Here is a 21,841-nt window from a genome sequence, read left to right as displayed (position 1 = left end):
TTGTCTCCGTAACTTCTCACTCCTTTAGTCTTGCCAGGACTCCCATATGGCCGGTTCATAGCCCACAGTCGCTCGTTTCCCATTCCGCACCACAGGGGTATTGTAAAGACCGGGATTATTTAACAAGAGCTCTTCCCTGCCGCTTTCGGAAATTATGCGGTCCATATTCAGCCGCTTATAATCCTTAGAGTTAGGATTAATCAGGTTTTTTAATCCGACAGCCCCTTTAACGCTTTGTAATTCACCTTTGCTCAAGCCTTTTAGGGTCAGATCAATCAATTGGTAGTTTATCTTTCTCTCTTTAAAATATCGTTCAGCTTTCTTAGTATCAAAGCATTTCTTAATCCCGAATATTTGAATATTCATCCTTAACCCGTCTACTCCTTAAATCACTATCTACTTAAATTATGGCAATATTAATCCCTTGTGATACTTCGGCTTCTTTAAATATTCTACAGTAAGCTATTGAATCCCTTTTCTAGAAGCGAATAAACATTAAACGCCCCTGACCTGTGTGGAGGCAAGCGGCGCTGCTTTATGGCAAAAACTTAACGTTCTCTATTTATATTAACTATGGCCATGGTACATCTGGAGACACAGATTAACTTCTCGTTTTCATCCATGATTTTAATATCCCAAACCATTGTCGTCCGGCCTTTATGTAGGGGGATACCCACTGCGGTAACGATTCCATCTCGCTTGCCACGTATATGATTCGCGTTAATCTCTAACCCTACCGCTCGTTGATTAGCCTGGTCGATCAAATTGAAGGTTCCCACGCTGGCAACCGTTTCCGCCAAAGCTACCGAGGCTCCCCCATGCAGCATTCCAAACGGCTGCCTTGTTGCTTCCATGACAGGCATCGTTGCCACAACCCGCTGTTCGTTCAGTTCCACAACCTGGATTCCTAAAGCCTCCATTAAAGTATCTTTAGTAATCCCTCTCCCAGCAACGTTATCCATAAATCCTCCCAATTAGGTTAATTTAAATTCATTACATAATAACACCGTCTAACTATCAATCCAAACCCAACTATTTTATTATAGGTGATAAGGTGCCTGCCTTCAAGCCTTTGCTAATCGTAACAGAGCTGAAGCATGATGATTTTCATTGCCGAAGGATCTTGGGTATTATCCCCAGTTACCAGGTGGAGCATCTCAAAAAGCTTGACCAAAAATTATAACGGGGCTGTGCGAAAACTTGTTGATCGTTTTATCACAGCCCCACTTTCGTCAAAATAATCGTTAAAGAAAAGCGTCCTTATCCCACGTTTAGCGTGAGAGAAGGACGCTTCTTGCTACCTGTACCCATTTTGGAGTTGAAAATTAGGATTTTCAATCATGAAAGGCTTGCTAATTCTAAGGAGTTTCCTTGTGCCGGCGAGATCGTTTCGGCCAATACACCCCATACTTCTTGGAAAATCTCCCGGGGCATCATTCTTACATTTTTTATAATCGGCTTGAAATCCATGAGTCCCAGAATGTCCTTTTCAAGATCAACTCCTGGAGCAATTTCAATCAATTCCAAGCCCTCCGCCGTAAACAAAAAAACGGCTCTTTCGGTTACATACAGAACGCGCTGGCCAATACTGGCAGCATATTTGCCGCTGAAGGTTATTTGTTGTACATCCGCAATAAACTTTTTATTTTTTCCCTCTTGCACAATGGTTAATTTACCATCAGCGATTTTGACGGCCAAGCCGCCGGTAGTGAAGGTCCCGCAAAACACCAGCTTTTTGGCATTTTGAGTAATATTGATAAAACCTCCACAGCCAATCGGTGCCGATTTTAGTTTGCTGACATTGACATTGCCATAGCGGTCAATCTCCGCTGCTCCCAGAAATGCTACATCCAGTCCGCCCCCATCATAGAAATCAAACTGATTCGGGGACCCAATGACAGCATCGGCGTTAATCGCATGGCCGAACTCCAAGCCCGGCGCCGGTGCGCCGCCAATCGCGCCTGACTCGGTTGTCAAATGCAAAAGCCGAGTAACATTTTCCTCTGCCGCCACGGCCGATACGGCCTCGGGCATTCCAATCCCCAGATTAACAACTGCACCAAGGGTTAATTCTAAAGCAGCTCTCCTGCCAATAATTTTTCGTTCATCCATTTCCAGCAGTATCTCTGAATTAATAGGAACCTTTATATCTCCATTGTAGACGGGGCTAAAATAGTCTAATACGGTTTGATAGTGGTGCTCCCGCTTGCCAAGTACCAGGTAGTCAACGACCAGCCCCGGAACTTTCACGTCTTTAGGATGCAGGGTTCCGGCTTTTACAATCGTTTCAACCTGAGCAATGACTATACCGCCGCTGGCTTTGGCAGCTTGAGCCGCCGAAAACCAATCTACATGAATAGCTTCCCGATAAAATGAGATATTGCCGTTTTCATCAGCCACAGAACCCCGGATGAGAGTGACATCAATTTTAGGCAGCTTGTAATAGAGCCACTCCTCGTTGTCAAATTGGACAACCTCGACAAGATCTTCATTTTCCCTGGCCTTTTGGTTAATCTTCCCTCCTTCGACCCGAGGGTCCACGAAGGTTCCCAAGCCTACCTTTGTCAATATTCCCGGCCGGCGAGCGGCAATGTTGCGGGACATAGTATAGATTATCCCCATAGGCAAGTTATAAGCCTCAAACTTATTTTCGTTCACGAACTTGCACACCTTAGGCCCGGTACACTTATAATGTGCCGCAACCACCCTCTTAAGCATCCCTTCATGGGCGAACTGATGAAGACCTCGATCATTAAAGTTTCCTATTGCCGGATGGTAACAAGTTATCTCACGCGGGTGACCGGTCTCGAGAAAACTTTGTTCAATGGCAATCATCACGTCTTCTGCATACCCACTTGCAAATCCTGTTATATAAATGGTGTCACCATCTTTTACGAAATTTCCCACTTCCTTAAGATCAATGACTTTAGCCATTTTCCCACTTCCTTTTTAAATTGTTGAACCCCTAGCCGTAACTATCAGGTTCACCCCTTAACGTCCGATAAATTGGGGCTGACGTTTATCTAAAAATGCTCCCGTTCCTTCCTTGGCATCCTCAGTACCGGCGGCGATTCCAAAAAGGTAAGCCTCCATGGCGCAGGCTGTAGCCAAGTCAGTATCCAGACCGATATTGATTGCCCGCTTGGCCATTGCCAAAGCAACCGGTGCGCACTTTGCTAACTTAGCTGCCAGCTCTTTAGCTTTCCCAAGCAACTCTCCGGCAGGATAGACTTTTTCCACAATTCCCAGTTCCAACGCTTCCTGGGCAGTAAGATGACTGCCTGTAAAGATAAGGTATTTGGCCAATCCCTTGCCCACCAGCCTTGCCAAACGCTGAGTACCTCCGTTTCCCGGAATTATTCCCAGGCTAATCTCCGGAAGCCCAACCCGGGCTGTATCAGCAGCAAGGCGAATATCGCAGGCCAGGGCCAATTCGAGTCCTCCGCCCAGGGCAAAACCATTAATTGCGGCAATAACCGGTTTACCCATCTCCTCCAAACCGGCGGCTATACCCTGGGCCCGTCTGCAAAGGGCAACCCCCTCAATAGAACTCTCCAGGGCCCGGAGTTCAGCGATATCAGCTCCTCCAACAAAAGCCTTCCCGCCACTTCCCGTTAAAATGAGGACACCGATACTGTTATCATTGGCCACTTTCCAGATAACCCTTTCCAGCTCTTCGAGAGTTTCCAGATTAAGAGCGTTCATTGCCTGGGGACGATTAAACGAGACGATGGCTACTTTGCCATCCTGTTCCCATAACAAATTATTAAAATTCATAGCTGCCTCCTCTATCTATCAAATGATTAATTCCAAAATAATGGCCGTTCCCGGGCCACCACCGGCACAAAGAGAAGCGCATCCATACTGAACCCCGCGCCGGCGCATCTCATTGACGAGGGAAACTATTAACCTGGCCCCTGTGCAACTGACCGGATGTCCTAATGAAATACCGGAACCATTGCCGTTAACTTTATCCATATCCAGTTTTAACTCCCGATTACAGGCTATAAATTGGGCTGCAAAGGCTTCATTTATTTCCCAATAACCAATATCATCCAGCTTCAGGTTAGCAAACTTTAAGGCACGCTTAACCGCCGGAACCACTCCTATCCCCATGAGACTTGGATCTACAGCTGCAGAAGCGGTTGCCACAATACGGGCTAGAGGTTTGCACCCCAGTTCCTTGGCTTTGTCCATCTCCATTAATATCAAGGCTGCTCCTCCGTCATTTAAACCCGATGCATTACCGGGAGTAACAGTACCTTCCCTTGCGAAGGCGGGTTTCAGCTTGGCCAGGTCAGCCAGATTCGTGTCGGCTTTGGGATGCTCGTCAGTGTCAAAAAACACTGACCCTTTCCTTTTCCTGATCTCAACCGGAACAATCTCATTAATAAATCTATTTTCTTTGATGGCCTGACAAGCCCGTTGATGACTCAGCAGGGCAAGTTCATCCTGTTCGAGGCGGGAAATCTTATACATCTTCGCTAGATTTTCTGCCGTAACCCCCATATGATAGTCGTTAAAAGCATCAATCAGCCCGTCGGCAAACATCCCGTCAACAGCCTGAACATGGCCCATGCGATAGCCTTTCCGTGATCCGGGCAACAAGTAGGGTATATTTGACAAGCTCTCAGGGCCGACAGCTGCTCCAATATCCACTTTGCTCAACATTATTTCCTGAGCCAAAATTTCTGTCGCTCGCATTGAAGATGCACATTGCTGATTAATCGTGGCCGCCACTGTTTCAATTGAGCAACCTGAGCCTAAGGCGATCTGCCGGGCAGGATTTGGCTTGCACCCTGACGCATTGCCCATTCCGGCTATGACTTCTTCGATAAGATTTGGTTCAAGCTTAGCTTGGTTTAAGGCAGCTTTAAGAGCCAAAATCCCTAATTCGACAGCCGAAAAGTCCTTTAAAGAACCTAAAAAATCGCCAATAGGGGTACGCATGCCACTTACCATAACAACTTCACGCAAAATAACCTCTCCTTTTCTTAATATCCTTCATCCAGGCAGCAATTCAAAAAGCGTCTTCAGGAATATCCAGGGCAGAGTTGTCCCCCTCTTTAATGACCTGAAGAGTGGCCATAACATCAGGAACAACATTTCTAACGTAAAACCTGGCACTATAGATTTTACCCGTATAAAAATTTTGATTGGCGCTGGATTTATGCAGGTTATGCTCAGCCACCAAAGCCTGCTCAATTAAAAGACAACCGGCATACAGTTCGGCGGTAACCCTGAGAACCCGGGTAGAATATAGAGGAACAAACCCCGGCTTACTCAGAAAGTAACCCTGTACCACATTAAGCAGTTCTCTATACGCTTGAACGGCTTGAGATAGAATCTCAAATTCACGGACAAATTCATGATTATGTTTGTTTTCTCTAATGAACTCTTCTAACTCAGCAAACCACTCCTGGAATATATGGCCACCGTCAAGTTTCCATTTTCGACCGACCAAATCCATGGATTGAATATAATTGGTGCCTTCCCAGATGGAGTAAATCTTACTGTCCCTGGCCTGGCGCGCCGCCGGATACTCTTCGGTATAGCCATACCCACCATAAACCTGGATAGCATCAGCAATGAGACTCCAAGCTTGATCCGAACAATAGGCCTTTATCAGCGGGGTTATGATCTCAATCCGGCGATTAGCTTCCCGCACTTCAGACTCATCCTGACCGAAGGTAATTTGATCCATATAATAGTGCCCTTTAAAAATCATTGCCCGCATAGCTTCCAACACGGATTTTTGGGTTAAAAGCATGCGCCTTATATCCTCATGCTGAATAATCGGAACTCTTCCACTCTTGGGATTAGTGAACTTCCTCCCCTGAACCCGCTCCCGGGCATAGGCAACGGCATTGTTATAGGCAACCGTTGCCACGGCCATAGCGCTTTGTCCAGTGTTGATCCGGGACTCGTTAATCATCTTGAACATTTGAGCCATCCCTTGTCCAATGCCCTTAGCATCAGGCGCTTCGCCTAACAGAAGCCCACGGCATCTGCCTTCTTCACCGAAACTTAGAACAGCCGTTGCACACCCCTTATATCCCAATTTGTGTTCTATTCCAACCGTTGCTACATCGTTCGTTTCTCCCAAACTACCGTCGGGGTTAACCCAAATCTTAGGCACGATAAACAAGGACAGACCCTTAGTACCCCTTGCCGCTCCATCAACCCGGGCCAATACCAAATGGATGATATTTTCGGTAAGGTTATGGTCTCCCGCAGAAATAAAACATTTTGTCCCTTTAATTTTATAAATTGACGGTTCTTCTGTCGGATAGGCTTTTGAGAGCATATCACCCACGTCTGAACCTCCACCCGATTCCGTCAAGGCCATAGTGGCACTCCAGACGCCCCGAAACATTTTGTCCGTGAACAACTCAACCTGTTCCTTTGATCCATATTCTTGAATAACAGCCGTGATCCCGCCGGTCAGCCCAATGTAGGTTTCCAGACTCGGATTGGCCCCGATTAAATACTCACGCACAGCGCCAAATAAAATTCCAGGGAGAGCTCCTTCACCCTTCACATCTTTGTTGCTTGAACCCCAGCCATTTTCCTGGAAAAATTTATAGGCATGATGAAAGGACTCCGGAACAACTACTTTACCTTCACTGAAAATCGTACCTATCTGATCCCCATCGTCATTAGTCGGAGCCACAACATCCTTGCAAACCTTCAGGGCCTGATCAAGAATCTGCTCTACATCATCCACACTCAAATAATCCTTAAAACGGTCCAGCCCTAAAATCCTTTCACCTTTCAGCCATTCCTTGATGATAAACTTATGGTCCTGGGAACTATATAAAAAATTACTTGCCAAATTCGGAAGCCTCCTTTAATCTGAAGTTTTCAAAAGAGAATGAGCACAATACCAGATCCCTCCCCGTCATTGTCTATTTGCCTCACATGATGTTAGATATAAGCAAGATCCATACCAAATGGGCGGTGTAATCATTTAAATTTTCACACAAACAGACAAGGCTGAATTTACCGCATATTTAGTAAATTCAGCCTTGTCTGTTTGTGTAATTACTGATAGTTATCCGATCTTTGCCGTGACAATCCTTAATCCTTATTTCGCAAATGCAACATTTTACTGCGTTTTGGCTACATTCTGTCCGTAATGCAACCTGCTGCCATGCTTTAATTTCCTGGGTCAGCCGCTGTTCTTCTTCCGGTACAGCATGCTGCTGTGGATTCCTAAGCGTTTAGCGGCTTCGCTCACCCGACCGCCGCATTCAGCCAGCACTTGATTTACATACTCCTTTTCAACGGATTTTTTAACACTCTTTAACGTCCCTTGATAGGGTTTTCCTGTTTCCGGCGAACACCGAACCGTTTCCGAACCAGCCTTAGTCTCTGCCAGCGAATCATTCCCAAAATTTATAACGTCACTGAAGGAGGTTATCACTAATCTCTCGATAACATTACGCAATTCACGGACATTTCCCGGCCAACTATACTTTAAAAAAGCCTGAATCACCTGGGGGGAAAATGTCTTTTTAAAACCATATTTTCTATTCAGCTCCTCTAGAAATTCATGCGCAAAGGCCAGAATATCAGCAGGCCGGTCCTGGAGAGGCGGCAAATTGATGGGTATCACATTAAGCCGATAGTATAAATCGCTCCTGAATAGTTTTCGGCTGATCATTTCATTCAAGTCTCTATTGGTAGCGGCAATAAACCGTACATTGGCCTGGTAGACCTTCGTATCACCCAACCTTTTTACTTCACTGGATTCCAGGACTCTGAGCAGCTTGGACTGCATGGTTAGAGGCAATTCAGCTATTTCGTCCAAAAACAAGGTTCCCTTATCGGCAATCTCAAACAATCCCGGTTTCCCTTGCGGATTTGCTCCCGTGAAGGCTCCCCGGGCATGGCCGAAAAATTCCGACTCCAGCAGCTCATGGGGAATCGCTGCACAATTCACCGGAATAAAGGGCTCATTGCAGCGCAGACTATGGCGATGGATATGCCTGGCCATAACTTCTTTGCCGGTGCCTGTCTCTCCAACCAGCAGGACAGTACTATCGGTTTTCGCTATAACATTACTCAGTTTAATAATCTTGCGCATTTCCTGGCTTTCAGCTATGGGTTCTTTCGTCTCTGCTGTTTCACTTAAATATTCTACCGCGGTTTTATAGCGTCTGACGTTCTTTCTTTCTTCTTCTAAAGCCACCAAATAATTATCTTCCAAATCTTCATTACGCCCATTGGTAATAACCATGACAATCTCCCCGTTTTCATCCAGCAGAGGCTTACTGGTGACCAGATGCTGAACTCCACGCGAGTTTCTCAGGATTCCTGATACAACAGAACGGGTCTCAATGGCTTTCAGAGTTGTAGACCAGTCGTATATACCTTTATCTACAAATTCTTTAACATTTCTCCCTATCAGATCTTCAATCTTGTATTCCATAAATATCCCGGTTCCAGGGTTAGCTAAGAGCACATTGCCCAATTTATCAGTGACAAATATGGAATCGTAGGAATTATCAATAATCTGTTGTAAAAACTGTTGTTCATTGGGCTTTAGCCTTTCAGGTTCGGAAGCCACTCCTCTATCACTCCTAACTATTATCCGGCTGATGTTTTTTTATTCAGCTTCCTGTAGAGCATGGTGCGGTGAATTCCCAAGCGGCGGGCCGCCTCCCCTATCCGCCCGCCGCATTCGGAGAGCACTTGATTCACATAGTCTTCTTCTACGGCTTTTATAACACTTTTTAAAGTTCCTTGATAAACTCTCTTAGGTACCGGGTAGCTTTGTTCAGTTTCTGAGCGTGTTTTTCTATTAACCAGGGAATCATCGTCGAAATCTAAAATATCCCCGGCCGATGTGATAACCAATCGTTCGATTACATTACGCAATTCACGCACATTTCCCGGCCAATTATAGTTAAACAGCCGCTTAGTCGCTTGAGGAGAAAACCTCTTCCTAAATGAGTATTTTCGATTTAGGTCTTCTAAAAATTTATGGGCAAAGGCCAAAATATCCTCAGCCCTTTCTCTCAAAGGGGGTAAACTGACAGGTATAACATTAAGCCGGTAATATAAGTCGCTTCTAAATAATTTTTGACCGATCATTGCTTTTAAGTCTCTATTGGTGGCAGCAATAAATCGGATATTGGTCCGGTAGATATTTGTGTCCCCCAACCTTCGGGCTTCTTTAGCTTCTAAAACTCTAAGCAGCTTAGACTGCATGGCTAAGGGCAATTCCGCTATTTCATCCAAAAATAAGGTTCCCTTATTAGCAATTTCAAACAATCCCGGTTTTCCTTGCTGATTTGCGCCTGAGAAAGCGCCTCTCGCATAGCCGAAAAACTCGGCCTCCAGCAGCTCCTGAGGAATGGCAGCACAATTTACGGGAATAAAGGGCTCTTTGGCCCGGAGGCTATGGCGATGGATATGTCTGGCCATGACTTCTTTGCCCGTACCTGTTTCTCCGATCAGCATGACCGTACTGTCCGTTCTAGCGATGACATTACTGGTTTTAATGATTTGTTTCATCTGCGGGCTCTCAGCCACCAATTCCTTATTGCCCGAATCAACCTCGCTTAAATATTCCACTGCAGTCTTATAGCGATGAACCGTTGTCCGTTCTTTTTCTAACGCTGCCATATAATTCTCAACCAAATCTTTATCCCGGGCATTGGTGATAACCATAACAATCTCGCCGTTTTCATCCAGCAAAGGCTTACTGGTAGCCATTTCCTGAACTCCATGTTTGTTTCTGACGATCCCTGATACCACTGACCGGGTTTCTATAGCCTTCATAGTAGGCGACCAGTCATAGACACCGCTTTTTACATGATCTTTTACATTCTTGCCGATCATATCTTCAGTCTTGTTGTATCCCATAAATACTTCCGTCCCTGAGTTAGCTAAGAGCACGTTGCCAAATTTATCGGTGACAAATATGGAATCATAGGAATTATCAATAATCTGTTGTAAAAACTGTTGTCCTGAGGCCGGACTCATTTCTTTGAGTGTTAATCCTTGCTGGCTGGCATTTGAGGCTTTGCGGTCAGAAGCAGCAGTCACATTATCTCCGTCCTCTCTAAAGGTTAGCACCTGAACAATTTTAGTTATCGAAAAGCGATCCGCCCCCATCGAAAGTTCTTGTCATTTTCCCAATATATTTTATATTCTGACTTTATTCTTCAAGGTTACTATATTTAAGTACAAATTACCAGGGGCAAATGAGCCGGAAATAACCTTCCGGAGTCTATATACATTTGTTATTCATCTTGCGATACAGCATAGTGCGGTGAATCCCTAAGCGACGGGCCGCTTCCCCTATCCGGCCTCCACATTCAGCCAAAACTTGATTTATATAGTCTTCTTCGACAGATTTAATAACGCTTTTCAACGTCCCTTGATAAACCCTCGTTGATTCCGGGTAACTTTGTTCAGTTTCTGAGCCTGTTTTTCTATTGACGAGGGAATCCTCCTCAAAATTCAAGATATCCCCGGAAGATGTTATAACCAGTCTCTCAATCACATTACGCAATTCCCGCACATTCCCGGGCCAATTATAGTTGAACAGCAGTTGGGTTGCTTTGGCAGAAAACTGCTTCTTCAAAGCATATTTCCGGTTTAATTCCTCAAGAAATTTATGGGCAAAGGCCAAAATGTCTTCAGGCCGGTCTCTCAGAGCCGGCAAACTAAGGGGTATGACATTGAGCCGGTAGTATAAATCGCTTCTAAACAGCTTTTGGCTCATCATTGCTTTCAGATCTCTATTGGTGGCGGCGATAAATCGAACATTGGCACGATAAACATTCGTATCCCCCAGCCTTTGCACTTCACCGGATTCTAAGACTCTGAGCAGCTTGGATTGCATCGCTAAGGGCAATTCAGCGATCTCGTCCAGAAACAAGGTTCCTTTGTCCGCGATTTCGAATAAGCCCGGTTTCCCCTGGGGATTAGCACCTGAGAAAGCTCCCCGCACATAGCCGAAGAATTCCGACTCCAGCAGCTCATGAGGAATGGCGGCACAATTTACGGGAATAAAGGGCTCTTTGGAGCGAAGACTGTTGCGGTGTATGTACCTGGCCATGACTTCTTTGCCCGTACCCGTTTCTCCGATCAACATGACCGTACTGTCAGCTTTGGCTATAAAATTGCTGGTTTTAATAATTTGTTTCATCTGCGGACTCTCAGCCACCAATTCCTTATTACCCGAATCAACCTCGCTTAAATATTCCACTGCAGTTTTATAGCGATGAACTGTTGTTCGTTCTTTTTCTAAAGCAGCTATATAATTCTCAACCAAATCTTTATCCCGGGCATTGGTGATAACCATCACAATCTCGCCATTTTCGTCCAGCAGGGGCTTACTGGTAGCCATCTCCTGAACTCCATGTTTATTTCTGACGATCCCCGATACCACTGACCGGGTTTTTATGGCCTTCATAGTAGGCGACCAGTCATAGGTACCTTTCTTTACTAAATATTCTACATTTTTACCGACCAATTCTTCGATCTTATGCTCCATAAATAGTCCCGTACCCGCATTCGCTAAAAGCACGTTGCCGAATTTATCCGTAACAAATATTGAATCATAGGAATTATCAATGATTTGTTGTAAAAACTGTTGTCCCGGAGTTGTGCTTAATTTTCCGGTCAGTAATTCTTGTTGGATAGGATGTGGTTTGTCATGATCAGAAGCAACAGGCACTTTTTATCTCCGTCCTCTCCTCATAAACCATTTTCCAATCAAACTATTAACCAGCTAAGAAAGAAAATCACGCAACTAAGTTATAATTGAATATTCTGTATATTTAAAACAATACCTGCTCCAACCCCAAAAATTAATCGCTTACCCGCTTACAAAATACTAAAACCATAGCCTTCTAGGGCTAAGGAACTTGCCTACCCCTAAAAGGCTATGAATTACATTGGCAATTTGCTTGGCTTATCTGTTTTTAAACACTGCAGGGCGTTTATTAATAAATGCCTCAAGACCCTCCTGCAGATCTTCTGTCTTGAAGATCTTTTCCACATGCTGCATTTCCATTTCCATGGCGTCCTGTAAAGGAAGTTCAGGCCCTTTGTTAACGAGGTGCTTGGCATAGGCCATGGCAACGCCGGCTCCCTTAGCTAATTTGTGGGCTAACTTAAGAGCTTCCTCTACCGCTGTGCCCGAAGGGACAACCTGATTTACCAGGCCTATCCGCAGGGCTTCTTCGGCGGAGATCGTTGTTCCTGTAAACAACAGCTCTTTTGCTTTTGATTGTCCAATCAATCTTGCCAATCTTTGGGTGCCGCCCAGTCCGGGAATCAGGCCCAGGGTCACTTCCGGCAAACCCATTTTTGCCTTTTCGTCGGCTATTCTGAGATCGCAGGCCAAAATCAACTCACACCCTCCCCCCAAGGCCAGACCATTTACGGCTGCAATGACAGGGATCGGAGTTTCTTCCAAATAAGTAAACATATCCTTATAGATAGTAGCATTCTCCCGAGGACCATTTTCCATCTGCTTAGGAAAATCCTTGATGTCCGCACCTGCAACAAAAAACTTTGCTCCTGCTCCAGTTACTACCAAAGCCCTGATTTCCTTATTTTCTTCGACTTCCTGCAGGACTTCCTTCAATTGCCCCCTGACGTCTAAGGTGAGAGCGTTTACAGGGGGGTTATTGATTGTGATAATCCCTACACTTTCACTAATGGTAAGTTCAACGACCTTATTCTCCGCCATAATATTCTTCCTCCCTAGTAGTTTAGTGATAGATATAAAACACCTAATTAATTAGCTTTAAGCTTTGCCGCTTCCATCTCTTCCATTTCATCATCAATGTCCATCAATTCGGTCAGCCATTTAGCGCGATTCTCCTTGTTTTCTGATAAGAGAGTCAAAACCTTTTCCCGTTGTAATAGCAAAATTTCTGTTCGGTTCATAAATTTTAGCTCCTCTCTGTTTCGTTCTTTTCAAGCCTTTTCAATAAGGATTGCAATCCCTTGGCCTCCGCCAATACAGGCACTGGCAATCCCGTAACGTCCTTGACGAAGCTGTAATTCGTAAACCAAAGTTCCCGCAATCCTTGCGCCGCTGCAGCCTAATGGATGCCCCAGAGATATTCCACCTCCATTTACATTCAGTCGTTGATACATATGGGAACCTAAATACATTCCCAGCTCCTTCATGCAACCCAGCATCTGTCCGGCAAAGGCCTCATTAATTTCAATTAAATCAATATCCTCCAGCTGCAAGCCGGTCTTTCTTAACAATTTCTGTATAGCGCTAACCGGACCAAGCCCCATGTAATGCGGATTCAGAGCAGTTATGGCATAATCAGTCATATAAGCCAAGGGTTTAAGTCCCATCTCCCGGCACTTATCTTCCGCCATCAAAACAAGGGCTGCAGCACCATCATTCGCACCCGAAGAATTACCTACTGTGACACTCCCTCCCTCTTTAAACACAGGCTTCAGCTTAGCTAGTGACTCAATGGTCGTATTCGGGCGGGGGTGCTCGTCAGTATCAAAAAGAGTGGCGGCTTTTTTGGTTTTAATTTTTACCGGGATAATTTCTTGGGCGAATCTCCCGGAATCCATCGCATCTTTAGCTCTCATCTGACTATTGTAGGCAAATAGATCTTGGTCTTCACGAGAGATTTGATACTTGGCTACAATATTTTCCGCCGTGTGCCCCATATGCTGTATCGCGGGATAGATCTGCTGGGGCTGAGCATTGGCCTGGCAACCTGTGTCGGAACACTTCATCTCTTGAGTTCCCCTGTAAAAACCTTCATACCTTACCGACAGGGGCAAATAGTAGGGAATCCGTGACAGTGCCTCAGCTCCGCCGGCCACCATAATATCCCCGCCGCCCGTTTGAATTTGTTGAGCCGCACTAATAATAGCCTGTATTCCGGAGCCGCAGATGCGATTGACCGTTAATCCCGGAGTTCCCTCCAATCCATTTAACAGGGCCGCAGTTCTGGCAAGGTTTGGAGCATCTGCTGAAGAAATAACATGACCCAAAATAATTCCATCAATATCCATATCGCTTAATTCAGACCTGTTCAGTGCCTCTTTGACAACTAAAGCTGCCAGCTCTTCGACGGGCACCGTCTTCAGTCCGCCGCAATAGGCCCCTACGGCAGTTCTGGCAAAACTTGTAATGACGACTTTATTCACCTTGCTTCCCCCTCGTATCATTAGTTCTTGACCTAAACTAGAGTATTGGCTGCGATGTTAAAGCAAGTTTCCCACTATTCAGTTAATGACTGATTATTAATGCAATTTCTATGCCAAATTAATAATATCTCAATACCCCTTGGCAGACCCTAATTTGGAGAGAATAGCGTTTCCAGCCTATGAAAGGGTGTAAAAATTCTTTCCTAATTTAGTAAAGAATTTTTCTCCCTCTAAAACCTGATCCAAAAAGAGAACACAAAACACCTACTCATAGAAGCTCATTAAGACTCATTGAGGTAGGTGTGATTCAAGTTCCTGATTATTTAGACGAAAGCAGGGCTGGGATAAAGCTATCAACAAGTTTATCCCGGCCCCGTAAGTTTTACTGATATTAGCGCATAAGCCTGGAGTTTTTACCGGCTCTTAGTATCTTCAGGAGACCTTGACAACTAAGGCTGCGCCAGTGTCGCCGGCAGCACAGCCTGTGAACAGACCATAGCCGCCGCCCAAAATCACTAATTCTTCAATCATTTCAATAATTGTCCGACCGGCAGTCGGCCCCTGAGGATGCCCGTAAACAAGAGAACAGCCGTAATTATTCATGGTCATGACATCGATACCCATTTCGTTAGCCATATAGAGATCATTGGCCGTAAATGGATTGTGGGATTTGATCGCTTTTACATCCTTAATCCCAATCCCTGCCTTTTCCAAGGCCATTCTTGCGGCAGGCACTACAGCCATAGCCATATGAGCCTCTTCGGCGCGGGCATAACCATAGGATAATATCTGAACTTCCAGGCTTTTATCCGTGCTCAGTTCCCGGGCTTTATCCTTTGTGGCGACGATCAACCCACAGTTGCCATCCGCCGGGTGAGTCTGAGCACCAAAGGAGTGTACCCCTCCTGGGATAACCGGCTTTAAGGGGGTCAGACTTTCCAGCGTTGTGGGAGTTACGCCTTCATCAGCCTCCACCAGACCCGTTTTCTTTTTGCTTATTTTATATTCTACCGGGATCATGTAGCGTTTTTGGAAGGCTCGGTCATTGGCCAAAGCATCCTGATATTGCTCGTAACGTCTTGCCGTAACCCGGTCAACATCTTCCTTGGTGATCCCCCCGGCCTTATTGACCACGTTTTCAGCGGTCTGTACCATGGGAACTCCTTTCCAGGGACCACCGTCAAAGTTATCCATCATCCAGCTTTCCGAGATCAGTTCACCGCCGGGGCCTTTGGGATTCGGCCAAACTGTGAAAGGACCATTGGAGCAGCGGTCCGTAAGCAAACAAAATGAGGTTTCATAAAGACCTGCCTCCAGAGCCATCGCCGCTTGATTTAAAACCGTCGTTGAAGTAGAGCAGGCTTGAGTGATGTGCATACCGGGAATGTCCGGATTGCCCATCAGAGAGGCTGCCCAAGGAGCATCGTAAAATGTCCACAATTGTCCAATAGTTTTACCAAATACCAGGTATTCAAAGATCTTAGGATCAATGGCTCTGCTTGCCAGCCATTTCTTGGCGGTTGAACCTGCCAGCTCGACAGCATGTTCATTTTGCAAACTTCCCTGCCAGCGGACAAAAGGTGTGCTGTAGTAACCGCCATAAGGAATAAACGCTTTTGAATACATTTGAATGACCTCCTAAACTTAGACTAGCCTTTTTAAGGCTTAGGAACTTATTATTTATAGTCATACCATCCCGCACCGGTTTTCTTGCCGAGACGTCCGGCCCGTACCAGAGCTTTAAGAGGTTCGGGAGCATTCCACTTTCTGTCTCTTGATTCATTGAATAAATAATCCGCTACATGAACTGAGATTTCTACGCCGGTGAAGTCCATGAGTTCGAAAGGACCCATCGGATAGTTCAGCCCCAGTTTAACGGCTGTATCAATGTCCGCCGGAGTAGCTATTCCTTCCTCCACAATACGTATAGCCTCAAGGAATTGGGGCATCATTATACGGTTTACAATGAATCCGGGGGTATCCTTTTGAACTACCACAGGAGTCTTACCCATACCTTGAGAAACCTCGGAAGCCAGCTTCACGGTTTCATCACTGGTGTAATAACCCCGGATCACTTCCACCAACCGCATAATCAGGGGAGGATTGAAGAAGTGCAGGCCCACGACCTTATCCGGACGATTGGTGGCAGCGGCTAAAGCAGTGATGGACATAGAGGATGTATTAGAGCCAAAGATGGTATGCGGCTCACAAATTTTATCCAGTTTTTCAAAAGCACTCTTCTTAATCTCCAAATCCTCAAAAATAGCTTCGATTACCAAATCCACTGAAGCAAAATCCTCCATATTGGTCGTAATAGTGATTCGTTTCAAGGCCGCTTCTTTCTCATCAACCGTCATTTTCTGCTTCACGACACTTTTATCCATGAAACCGGCTATACGCTTAACGGCACCTTCTACAAAACGCTGTTCCACATCACAAAGCACGACCTCAAAGCCCCTGGCCGCTGCCAGGTGGGCAATCCCTCCGCCCATTGATCCTGCACCTAAAACACCGATTTTCTTAATTGACATCATTCATACCCCCTATATCTTGTTGATTGTTGATTTTTAATTTCTTATGTTCACTAATTAAGTGACTCATCAATTAAACTTATTTGCACCCCGGACGCAGATTCAGGCTCCCTCCTCCCTTGTGCTGCTTAGTTCCCCGCGTATCTAAGATACCAACATTTAAGTTAAGGAAAGTTTTCATTATTCAACCAATTATAGTTATTGCAACTTCCGTGCCAAAACTTCCAACCCCGTCCAAACCCCTTTGCCGTACCTGGTAAGAAAAAAACTCATCATTTAACCTTTTAAAATTGTAAAAATTCTTTATTGCATTTGTAAAAAAAATTTCGTTTGCTATTTTCTCGTTTTAAAGGCTGCAAAAAACTTTGCAGCCTTTATGGCTATTTACACGACAAACTTACCGTTTTCCGAAATAGCCGCGGCAATCTCCTGTCTTAAAGCCACGGTGTTCCTGGTATTATATTGGGTCAGCTTCTTTAGATCTTCCAGCAGATTTGCCAATTCTTCACCCTCAGCCAGCGCTGTCAAAGTCTCTTTAGCGATATATTCCAATCGGCCGATGGTTGAATTAAGATAGGCCATTGTCATAGTTAGCTTAAGTTTGGCATTTGCCTCTCCCTGATTTGCCACAGCCTTTTGAGCCCTGAGCCAAGCACTTTCCATGGCAAACGCTTGCATCGCTAAATCTGCCAGCCTGCCAATAATCTCTTGTTGTTTCTGAAGATCTTTCCCATACTTCTTCATACCGGCAGCCATGGTCAGCAGGAAAATATCCTTTGCTGCCTGTACCAACCCAGCCTCTCCTTCTCTGACGATACTCCCCCCTGTGATGTCTTCCTTAAGCTTAGCTATCGCTTCTTGAAGAGGCAACTCCCCCTTTGAGGCGCGGCGCATCAAGGTGACCGGTATTATCGTACGGTTGATTTCATTGGTTCCTTCAAAAATGCGATAAATTCTGGCATCCCGATAAAGCCTTTCAATGGTGTATTCCGCACTGAACCCATAGCCGCCATGAATTTGGACTCCTTCATCGACAGCATAGGCCAAGGCTTCTGTGGCAAATACCTTATTCATGGAGCACTCCAGAGCATATTCCTCAATGCCTTTGGCAGCCACTTGACCCCCATCATCTCCTGAGGTGTCCAGGCTTTCCATCATGTTTTCCAATAAGCCTCCTGTGCGGTAGACCATGCTCTCTGTCACATAGATTTTGATCGCCATTTCGGCCAGTTTCTCTTTGATCAAACCAAAATTGGCAATGGGAGTGCCAAACTGCTTGCGCTCATTAGCATAGGTGGCTGCTAATTCTAAGGCAAACTTAGCATTGCCTACCGAATTGGCAGCTAGTTTATAGCGGCCTAAATTCAAGATGTTAAAAGCCACCACATGTCCCCGGCCAATTTCAAATAACAGATTTTCCGCCGGAACTTTGACATCTTCCAGAATGACAGACCTGGTTGAGGAACCTTTAATGCCCATCTTCTTTTCTTCCGCCCCAGTGCTAAGTCCCTCTGAATCTCCGTCTACGATAAACGCCGTGAACTTATCCCCGTCTATTTTGGCATAAACTATGAATATATCACCCATGGCGGAATTAGTTATAAACTGTTTCGTGCCGTTTAAAATGTAATATTTGCCGTCCGGGCTTAAATCTGCCCTGGTCTTAGCGGACAGAGCGTCTGAGCCGGCTCCCGGTTCCGTCAAAGCATAGGCCCCCACCTTTTTGCCGCTGGCTATGCCCGGCAGGTACTTTTTCTTTTGTTCATGGGTACCAAACATAACGATAGGCATGCTGCCGATCCCGGTCTGACCACCCTGGGTCATGGCGAAGGAACCGGACTTACCCATACACTCAGCAATAATTGTGGTGCTGATTTTATCCATTATCATGCCGCCGTACTCTTCGAAAATATCCGCTCCGTTAAGACCCAACTCTCCGGCAGCCTCCAAAAGCTCTCTGATCAGACCATCTTGTTTCGCTTCCAGTTCATCCATTCTGCTCAGGACGCTATCTGTCACAAAACCCGAAACCATTCGGTAAAGCATTTTGTGTTCTAAGGAAAAATCCTCGGGAGTAAAAATATCCTGGGGATCAGTTTGACTGAAGAGGAAGCTTCCTCCTTTTGGCAAGTTACTCATTGAGTTTCACCCTCACTTCCATAGAATTATTGCATTTAGGCTTTAATCCGGCCGATACTTTCTATACTTCTGCCTTTTGTTTCATCAATCATAAAAAAGGCTATAAAGGAAGCAATGACTGCCGGTATCGCAAAGAATATAAAAAGACCTGTAAAACCAACCCCCATCTGCTGGACAAAGCCGGCAACGATTGGACCCATGAATCCTCCGACCCGGCCAAATGCCTGAGCTGAAGAAACACCGGTATTTCTGAATTCAGTAGGATACCCCTCGGCAAGGAGCGGCTGGGTGCCGCTTAGACCCCAATTCATGGCCATACCTACTAACATTCCGCAAATAACCACCTGCCATTGGTTGGTTGCAAATCCCAGCAGGAGAATAGCGACAGCCGTAAATATCCAGCCGAATATTACATTTGTTCTGCGCCCAATCTTATCTGCGACATAACCCGTAACAAGACTGCCAACCATTCCGAAAACATTTTGCAGTACGGCGAAAGAATAACCTTTTACCAACCCGTACCCTTTTCCCACCAGAAGAGTAGGCAGCCAGCCATTGATACCATAAATAACCACCGAACCCATGAAATATATCACCCAAAGAGCAATGGTTGCCTTGCGAAATTCCGGAGAAAAGAGGGCACTTACTCCAACTTTTTTAGGGGGAGGAGGGGCAATTAGAGTATCCGGAATCCATTCGCTGGCTTGGCCCTTAGCCGCTATCTCCATTCGTTTGATTAAGTCGATGGCTTCTTTTTCCCGCCCTTTGCCTAAAAGCCAGTGGGTTGATTCGGGGAGTGCGGTTATTAAGACGAGGGCATATAAAGCAGGAATTCCTCCGACCAGATAGCAAACCCGCCATCCGTATACGGGGACTATATAAATGGCCACGATACCCGCCACTACCCAGCCTAAGACATAGAACGCCATGATTGAGGCGGAAAAATATCCTCTGTTTTTGGTGGGCGCACTCTCGGACATCATTGTGATGGCAATGGGTATGCAGCCGCCAAAACCAATGCCGCCTAAGACTCTAAGGAGGGCGAAGGTTTCAAAATCTTGCACATAATAAACTGGAAATGTCAACAAGGAATAGACGAGGACAAAGATGGTAAACGCCTTTTTTCTCCCGATTTTATCGGAAATAACCCCTGCGCTTAGTCCTCCAAACAACAAGCCTAAAATACTCCACGATGAAAGGCTCCCGGTTTGAATCTTTGTTAAAGCCCATTCTTGTGCCATCTGCGGCATTGTATAGGCTACAATCATATAGTTGTACCCTGCAAAAATCAGGGCAAGCCCAATTAAAAAATATATTTTAAAGGTATATTTTGAAACACCTAATCCATCAACAACTTCAGAAACTGAAACCTTATTCATTCTTTGTCGCCTCCTCCGTATTTTCGTTTCCCGATTCGTTCCCCCAATTACTCCCTGCCTTAAATTCACAGGATTATTCGCCTGCACTTATTGAGTACTCCCTCTAGATAACCCCTATTTCCCGGAAAGAAGAAATTTCCCCCGGAGTGTAACCCAGCAGGGTTTTGAGAATAACATCTGTGTCTTGACCAAGAATCGGAGCTCCACGCCAGACTTGGGCAGGAGTCTCGCTCATCTTAGGACAGAACCCAAAGGCTTTCACTGTTTCCCCGATGGTTTCATCTTTATACTCAATAAAATTTCCCCTCTTTTGGTAGTGTTCGCTGGCAGCCAAATCCGCAGAGGTCCGCACTATCCCACTAGGCACTTTTAAACTCAACAAGTGTTGCAGGGCTTCCTCTGCTTCACGTGCCGCTACCCATTCAGTGGCAATCCGATCAAGCTCCAGACCAAGCTCGGAATTTATGGCTTCTGCCGAACAACCTGCCGCTTCATAGGTGTATACCTTCGGGTCGAGATCCAAAGCTTTAATAAAACGATAGTAAACAGCAGCACCAAATGCCCCAATGTTTAAATACTTCTCATCCTTCGTCTTAAACACGTTGCCAGGTTGGAAAATAGCTACCTTATTGCCTTTTCTTTCTCTGACCTTGCCCAGCTGGAAATATTGTACGAATGTGTCGTTAAGACACTTACTCATTGCCTCGATCTGAGCAATGTCAATTGCCTGACCCTGGCCGGTCTTTTGAGCGTGGGTGTAAGCCATCAGAATCCCGTTAACTGTGAACATGGCAGTTAAGTAATCGTTAATAAAAGTAGCCGCGTGTGAAGGAGGGGATGGCTCAGGAAACCCATTAAGGTACATATATCCGCCCTCGGCTTGCCCAATAGGATCGTAGGAAGGCCGGTCGCACTCTGAGGGAACGCCACCAAACTGAGGTCTCCCAAAGCCGCTGATGTGAGCGATGACCAGCTTCGGGTTTATTTCTAACAACATCTTTTCCGTGATTCCCAACTTCTCGGTCCAAACCATATTCTCCACCCAAACATCACAGTTTTTGATCAGAGAAAGAAATATCTCTTTGGACTCAGGGATTTTAAAGTTTATTTCAAGGGTTAAACTCAGTTTATTTCTTCCCTCCTGAATCCAACCGGCACTAACTCTTTTATCACCACGCTCAATCACAGGAGCCTGTGCGCGGTAGGGGTCTCCCATATTTGGCCGCTCAACATGAATAACCTCGGCCCCATATTCCGCGAGTATAGATGACGCAAAAGGAGCCGCGACGATGCTCCCCGTCATCAAGACTCTCATTCCCGTAAGTGGTCCATACTTAGGTATTATAGCCGGTGCCGAAATACGCTCAATTTCCTTCCATCTACCCATATGCTTTCTTACCCCTTTCACAATCAAAATCTAACAATAATTTCATAAGCCGCCTGTGGCGGCAAACTGAATAATCTCACCAAGCTGTAAGGTTTCTGCCCTGATCTGTTCATCCATCCTCCTTCTTTTTCGGAATAAATTTCACATTATTCAGTTAATTAACCTTAATTGCAATTACCGTGCCAAGATAATTAGGAAGCTAAAACCTCTCGTAGCAAGGAGTCCAGGCTAACCCCTCACCAAAAGGA

General features: G+C 45.5%; 17 protein-coding genes. All 17 read right to left on the bottom strand.

All coding sequences use genetic code 11. The annotated features are described in order from the left end of the window. Positions 1-24: 24 nt before the first annotated feature. Positions 25-366, bottom strand: a complete 342-nt coding sequence (locus DESYODRAFT_RS08525) for an arsenate reductase family protein (RefSeq protein ID WP_007781841.1) — start codon at positions 364-366, stop codon at positions 25-27. A 182-nt stretch (positions 367-548) separates the two neighbouring features. Next, positions 549-962, bottom strand: a complete 414-nt coding sequence (locus tag DESYODRAFT_RS08520; RefSeq protein ID WP_007781839.1) for a hotdog fold thioesterase — start codon at positions 960-962, stop codon at positions 549-551. Positions 963-1,338: 376 nt separating this feature from the next. Continuing rightward, positions 1,339-2,934: an acyl CoA:acetate/3-ketoacid CoA transferase gene (locus DESYODRAFT_RS08515; protein WP_007781836.1), complete on the bottom strand. Its 1,596-nt coding sequence runs from the start codon at positions 2,932-2,934 to the stop codon at positions 1,339-1,341. A gap of 57 nt (positions 2,935-2,991) precedes the next feature. After that, a complete protein-coding gene (locus tag DESYODRAFT_RS08510) occupies positions 2,992-3,777 on the bottom strand; it encodes an enoyl-CoA hydratase/isomerase family protein (RefSeq protein WP_007781833.1) in 786 nt (261 codons plus the stop codon). An 18-nt stretch (positions 3,778-3,795) separates the two neighbouring features. Then, positions 3,796-4,977: a thiolase family protein gene (locus DESYODRAFT_RS08505; protein ID WP_007781830.1), complete on the bottom strand. Its 1,182-nt coding sequence runs from the start codon at positions 4,975-4,977 to the stop codon at positions 3,796-3,798. Positions 4,978-5,020: 43 nt separating this feature from the next. Then, positions 5,021-6,835 carry an acyl-CoA dehydrogenase family protein gene (locus tag DESYODRAFT_RS08500; RefSeq protein WP_007781826.1) on the bottom strand — a complete coding sequence of 605 codons (1,815 nt, stop codon included), beginning with the start codon at positions 6,833-6,835 and terminating at the stop codon, positions 5,021-5,023. A gap of 336 nt (positions 6,836-7,171) precedes the next feature. After that, positions 7,172-8,572 (bottom strand): sigma-54 interaction domain-containing protein, encoded by a 1,401-nt coding sequence (locus DESYODRAFT_RS08495; protein ID WP_007781824.1) that lies wholly within the window; start codon positions 8,570-8,572, stop codon positions 7,172-7,174. 20 nt (positions 8,573-8,592) lie between these two features. Then, positions 8,593-9,993, bottom strand: a complete 1,401-nt coding sequence (locus tag DESYODRAFT_RS08490; protein WP_042339499.1) for a sigma-54 interaction domain-containing protein — start codon at positions 9,991-9,993, stop codon at positions 8,593-8,595. 247 nt (positions 9,994-10,240) lie between these two features. Continuing rightward, complete coding sequence (locus DESYODRAFT_RS08485; protein ID WP_007781819.1) at positions 10,241-11,695, bottom strand: sigma-54 interaction domain-containing protein; 1,455 nt, start codon at positions 11,693-11,695, stop codon at positions 10,241-10,243. Between the two features lie 237 nt (positions 11,696-11,932). Continuing rightward, positions 11,933-12,715 carry an enoyl-CoA hydratase/isomerase family protein gene (locus tag DESYODRAFT_RS08480; RefSeq protein WP_007781816.1) on the bottom strand — a complete coding sequence of 261 codons (783 nt, stop codon included), beginning with the start codon at positions 12,713-12,715 and terminating at the stop codon, positions 11,933-11,935. 47 nt (positions 12,716-12,762) lie between these two features. Continuing rightward, positions 12,763-12,915 carry a hypothetical protein gene (locus DESYODRAFT_RS28665; RefSeq protein WP_007781814.1) on the bottom strand — a complete coding sequence of 51 codons (153 nt, stop codon included), beginning with the start codon at positions 12,913-12,915 and terminating at the stop codon, positions 12,763-12,765. Positions 12,916-12,945: 30 nt separating this feature from the next. Continuing rightward, positions 12,946-14,157, bottom strand: coding sequence for a thiolase family protein (locus DESYODRAFT_RS08475; protein ID WP_007781812.1), 1,212 nt, complete (start codon positions 14,155-14,157; stop codon positions 12,946-12,948). 432 nt (positions 14,158-14,589) lie between these two features. Further along, the gene (locus tag DESYODRAFT_RS08470) at positions 14,590-15,783 is read right to left on the bottom strand and encodes a thiolase family protein (protein ID WP_007781811.1); all 1,194 of its coding nucleotides are present in this window, start codon (positions 15,781-15,783) and stop codon (positions 14,590-14,592) included. Positions 15,784-15,833: 50 nt separating this feature from the next. Further along, complete coding sequence (locus DESYODRAFT_RS08465) at positions 15,834-16,688, bottom strand: 3-hydroxyacyl-CoA dehydrogenase family protein (RefSeq protein ID WP_042338365.1); 855 nt, start codon at positions 16,686-16,688, stop codon at positions 15,834-15,836. Positions 16,689-17,072: 384 nt separating this feature from the next. Further along, positions 17,073-18,827, bottom strand: a complete 1,755-nt coding sequence (locus tag DESYODRAFT_RS08460) for an acyl-CoA dehydrogenase family protein (RefSeq protein WP_007781807.1) — start codon at positions 18,825-18,827, stop codon at positions 17,073-17,075. A 35-nt stretch (positions 18,828-18,862) separates the two neighbouring features. Further along, positions 18,863-20,206: an MFS transporter gene (locus DESYODRAFT_RS08455; RefSeq protein ID WP_007781804.1), complete on the bottom strand. Its 1,344-nt coding sequence runs from the start codon at positions 20,204-20,206 to the stop codon at positions 18,863-18,865. Positions 20,207-20,309: 103 nt separating this feature from the next. Then, positions 20,310-21,593 carry a CaiB/BaiF CoA transferase family protein gene (locus DESYODRAFT_RS08450; RefSeq protein WP_042338363.1) on the bottom strand — a complete coding sequence of 428 codons (1,284 nt, stop codon included), beginning with the start codon at positions 21,591-21,593 and terminating at the stop codon, positions 20,310-20,312. Positions 21,594-21,841: the final 248 nt, after the last annotated feature.

Source organism: Desulfosporosinus youngiae DSM 17734, assembly GCF_000244895.1.
Classification (GTDB): domain Bacteria; phylum Bacillota; class Desulfitobacteriia; order Desulfitobacteriales; family Desulfitobacteriaceae; genus Desulfosporosinus; species Desulfosporosinus youngiae.
This window is presented reverse-complemented; position numbering and strand designations above follow the sequence as displayed.

Excerpts from the sequence above, each read along its gene's own strand:
- DESYODRAFT_RS08450 (WP_042338363.1), bottom strand. The coding sequence starts at position 21,593 with ATGGGTAGATGGAAGGAAATTGAGCGTATTTCGGCACCGGCTATAATA.
- DESYODRAFT_RS08455 (WP_007781804.1), bottom strand. The coding sequence starts at position 20,206 with ATGAATAAGGTTTCAGTTTCTGAAGTTGTTGATGGATTAGGTGTTTCA.
- DESYODRAFT_RS08480 (WP_007781816.1), bottom strand. The coding sequence starts at position 12,715 with ATGGCGGAGAATAAGGTCGTTGAACTTACCATTAGTGAAAGTGTAGGG.
- DESYODRAFT_RS08470 (WP_007781811.1), bottom strand. The coding sequence starts at position 15,783 with ATGTATTCAAAAGCGTTTATTCCTTATGGCGGTTACTACAGCACACCT.
- DESYODRAFT_RS08515 (WP_007781836.1), bottom strand. The coding sequence starts at position 2,934 with ATGGCTAAAGTCATTGATCTTAAGGAAGTGGGAAATTTCGTAAAAGAT.
- DESYODRAFT_RS08460 (WP_007781807.1), bottom strand. The coding sequence starts at position 18,827 with ATGAGTAACTTGCCAAAAGGAGGAAGCTTCCTCTTCAGTCAAACTGAT.
- DESYODRAFT_RS08520 (WP_007781839.1), bottom strand. The coding sequence starts at position 962 with ATGGATAACGTTGCTGGGAGAGGGATTACTAAAGATACTTTAATGGAG.
- DESYODRAFT_RS08510 (WP_007781833.1), bottom strand. The coding sequence starts at position 3,777 with ATGAATTTTAATAATTTGTTATGGGAACAGGATGGCAAAGTAGCCATC.
- DESYODRAFT_RS28665 (WP_007781814.1), bottom strand. The coding sequence starts at position 12,915 with ATGAACCGAACAGAAATTTTGCTATTACAACGGGAAAAGGTTTTGACT.
- DESYODRAFT_RS08525 (WP_007781841.1), bottom strand. The coding sequence starts at position 366 with ATGAATATTCAAATATTCGGGATTAAGAAATGCTTTGATACTAAGAAA.
- DESYODRAFT_RS08465 (WP_042338365.1), bottom strand. The coding sequence starts at position 16,688 with ATGTCAATTAAGAAAATCGGTGTTTTAGGTGCAGGATCAATGGGCGGA.
- DESYODRAFT_RS08490 (WP_042339499.1), bottom strand. The coding sequence starts at position 9,993 with ATGAGTCCGGCCTCAGGACAACAGTTTTTACAACAGATTATTGATAAT.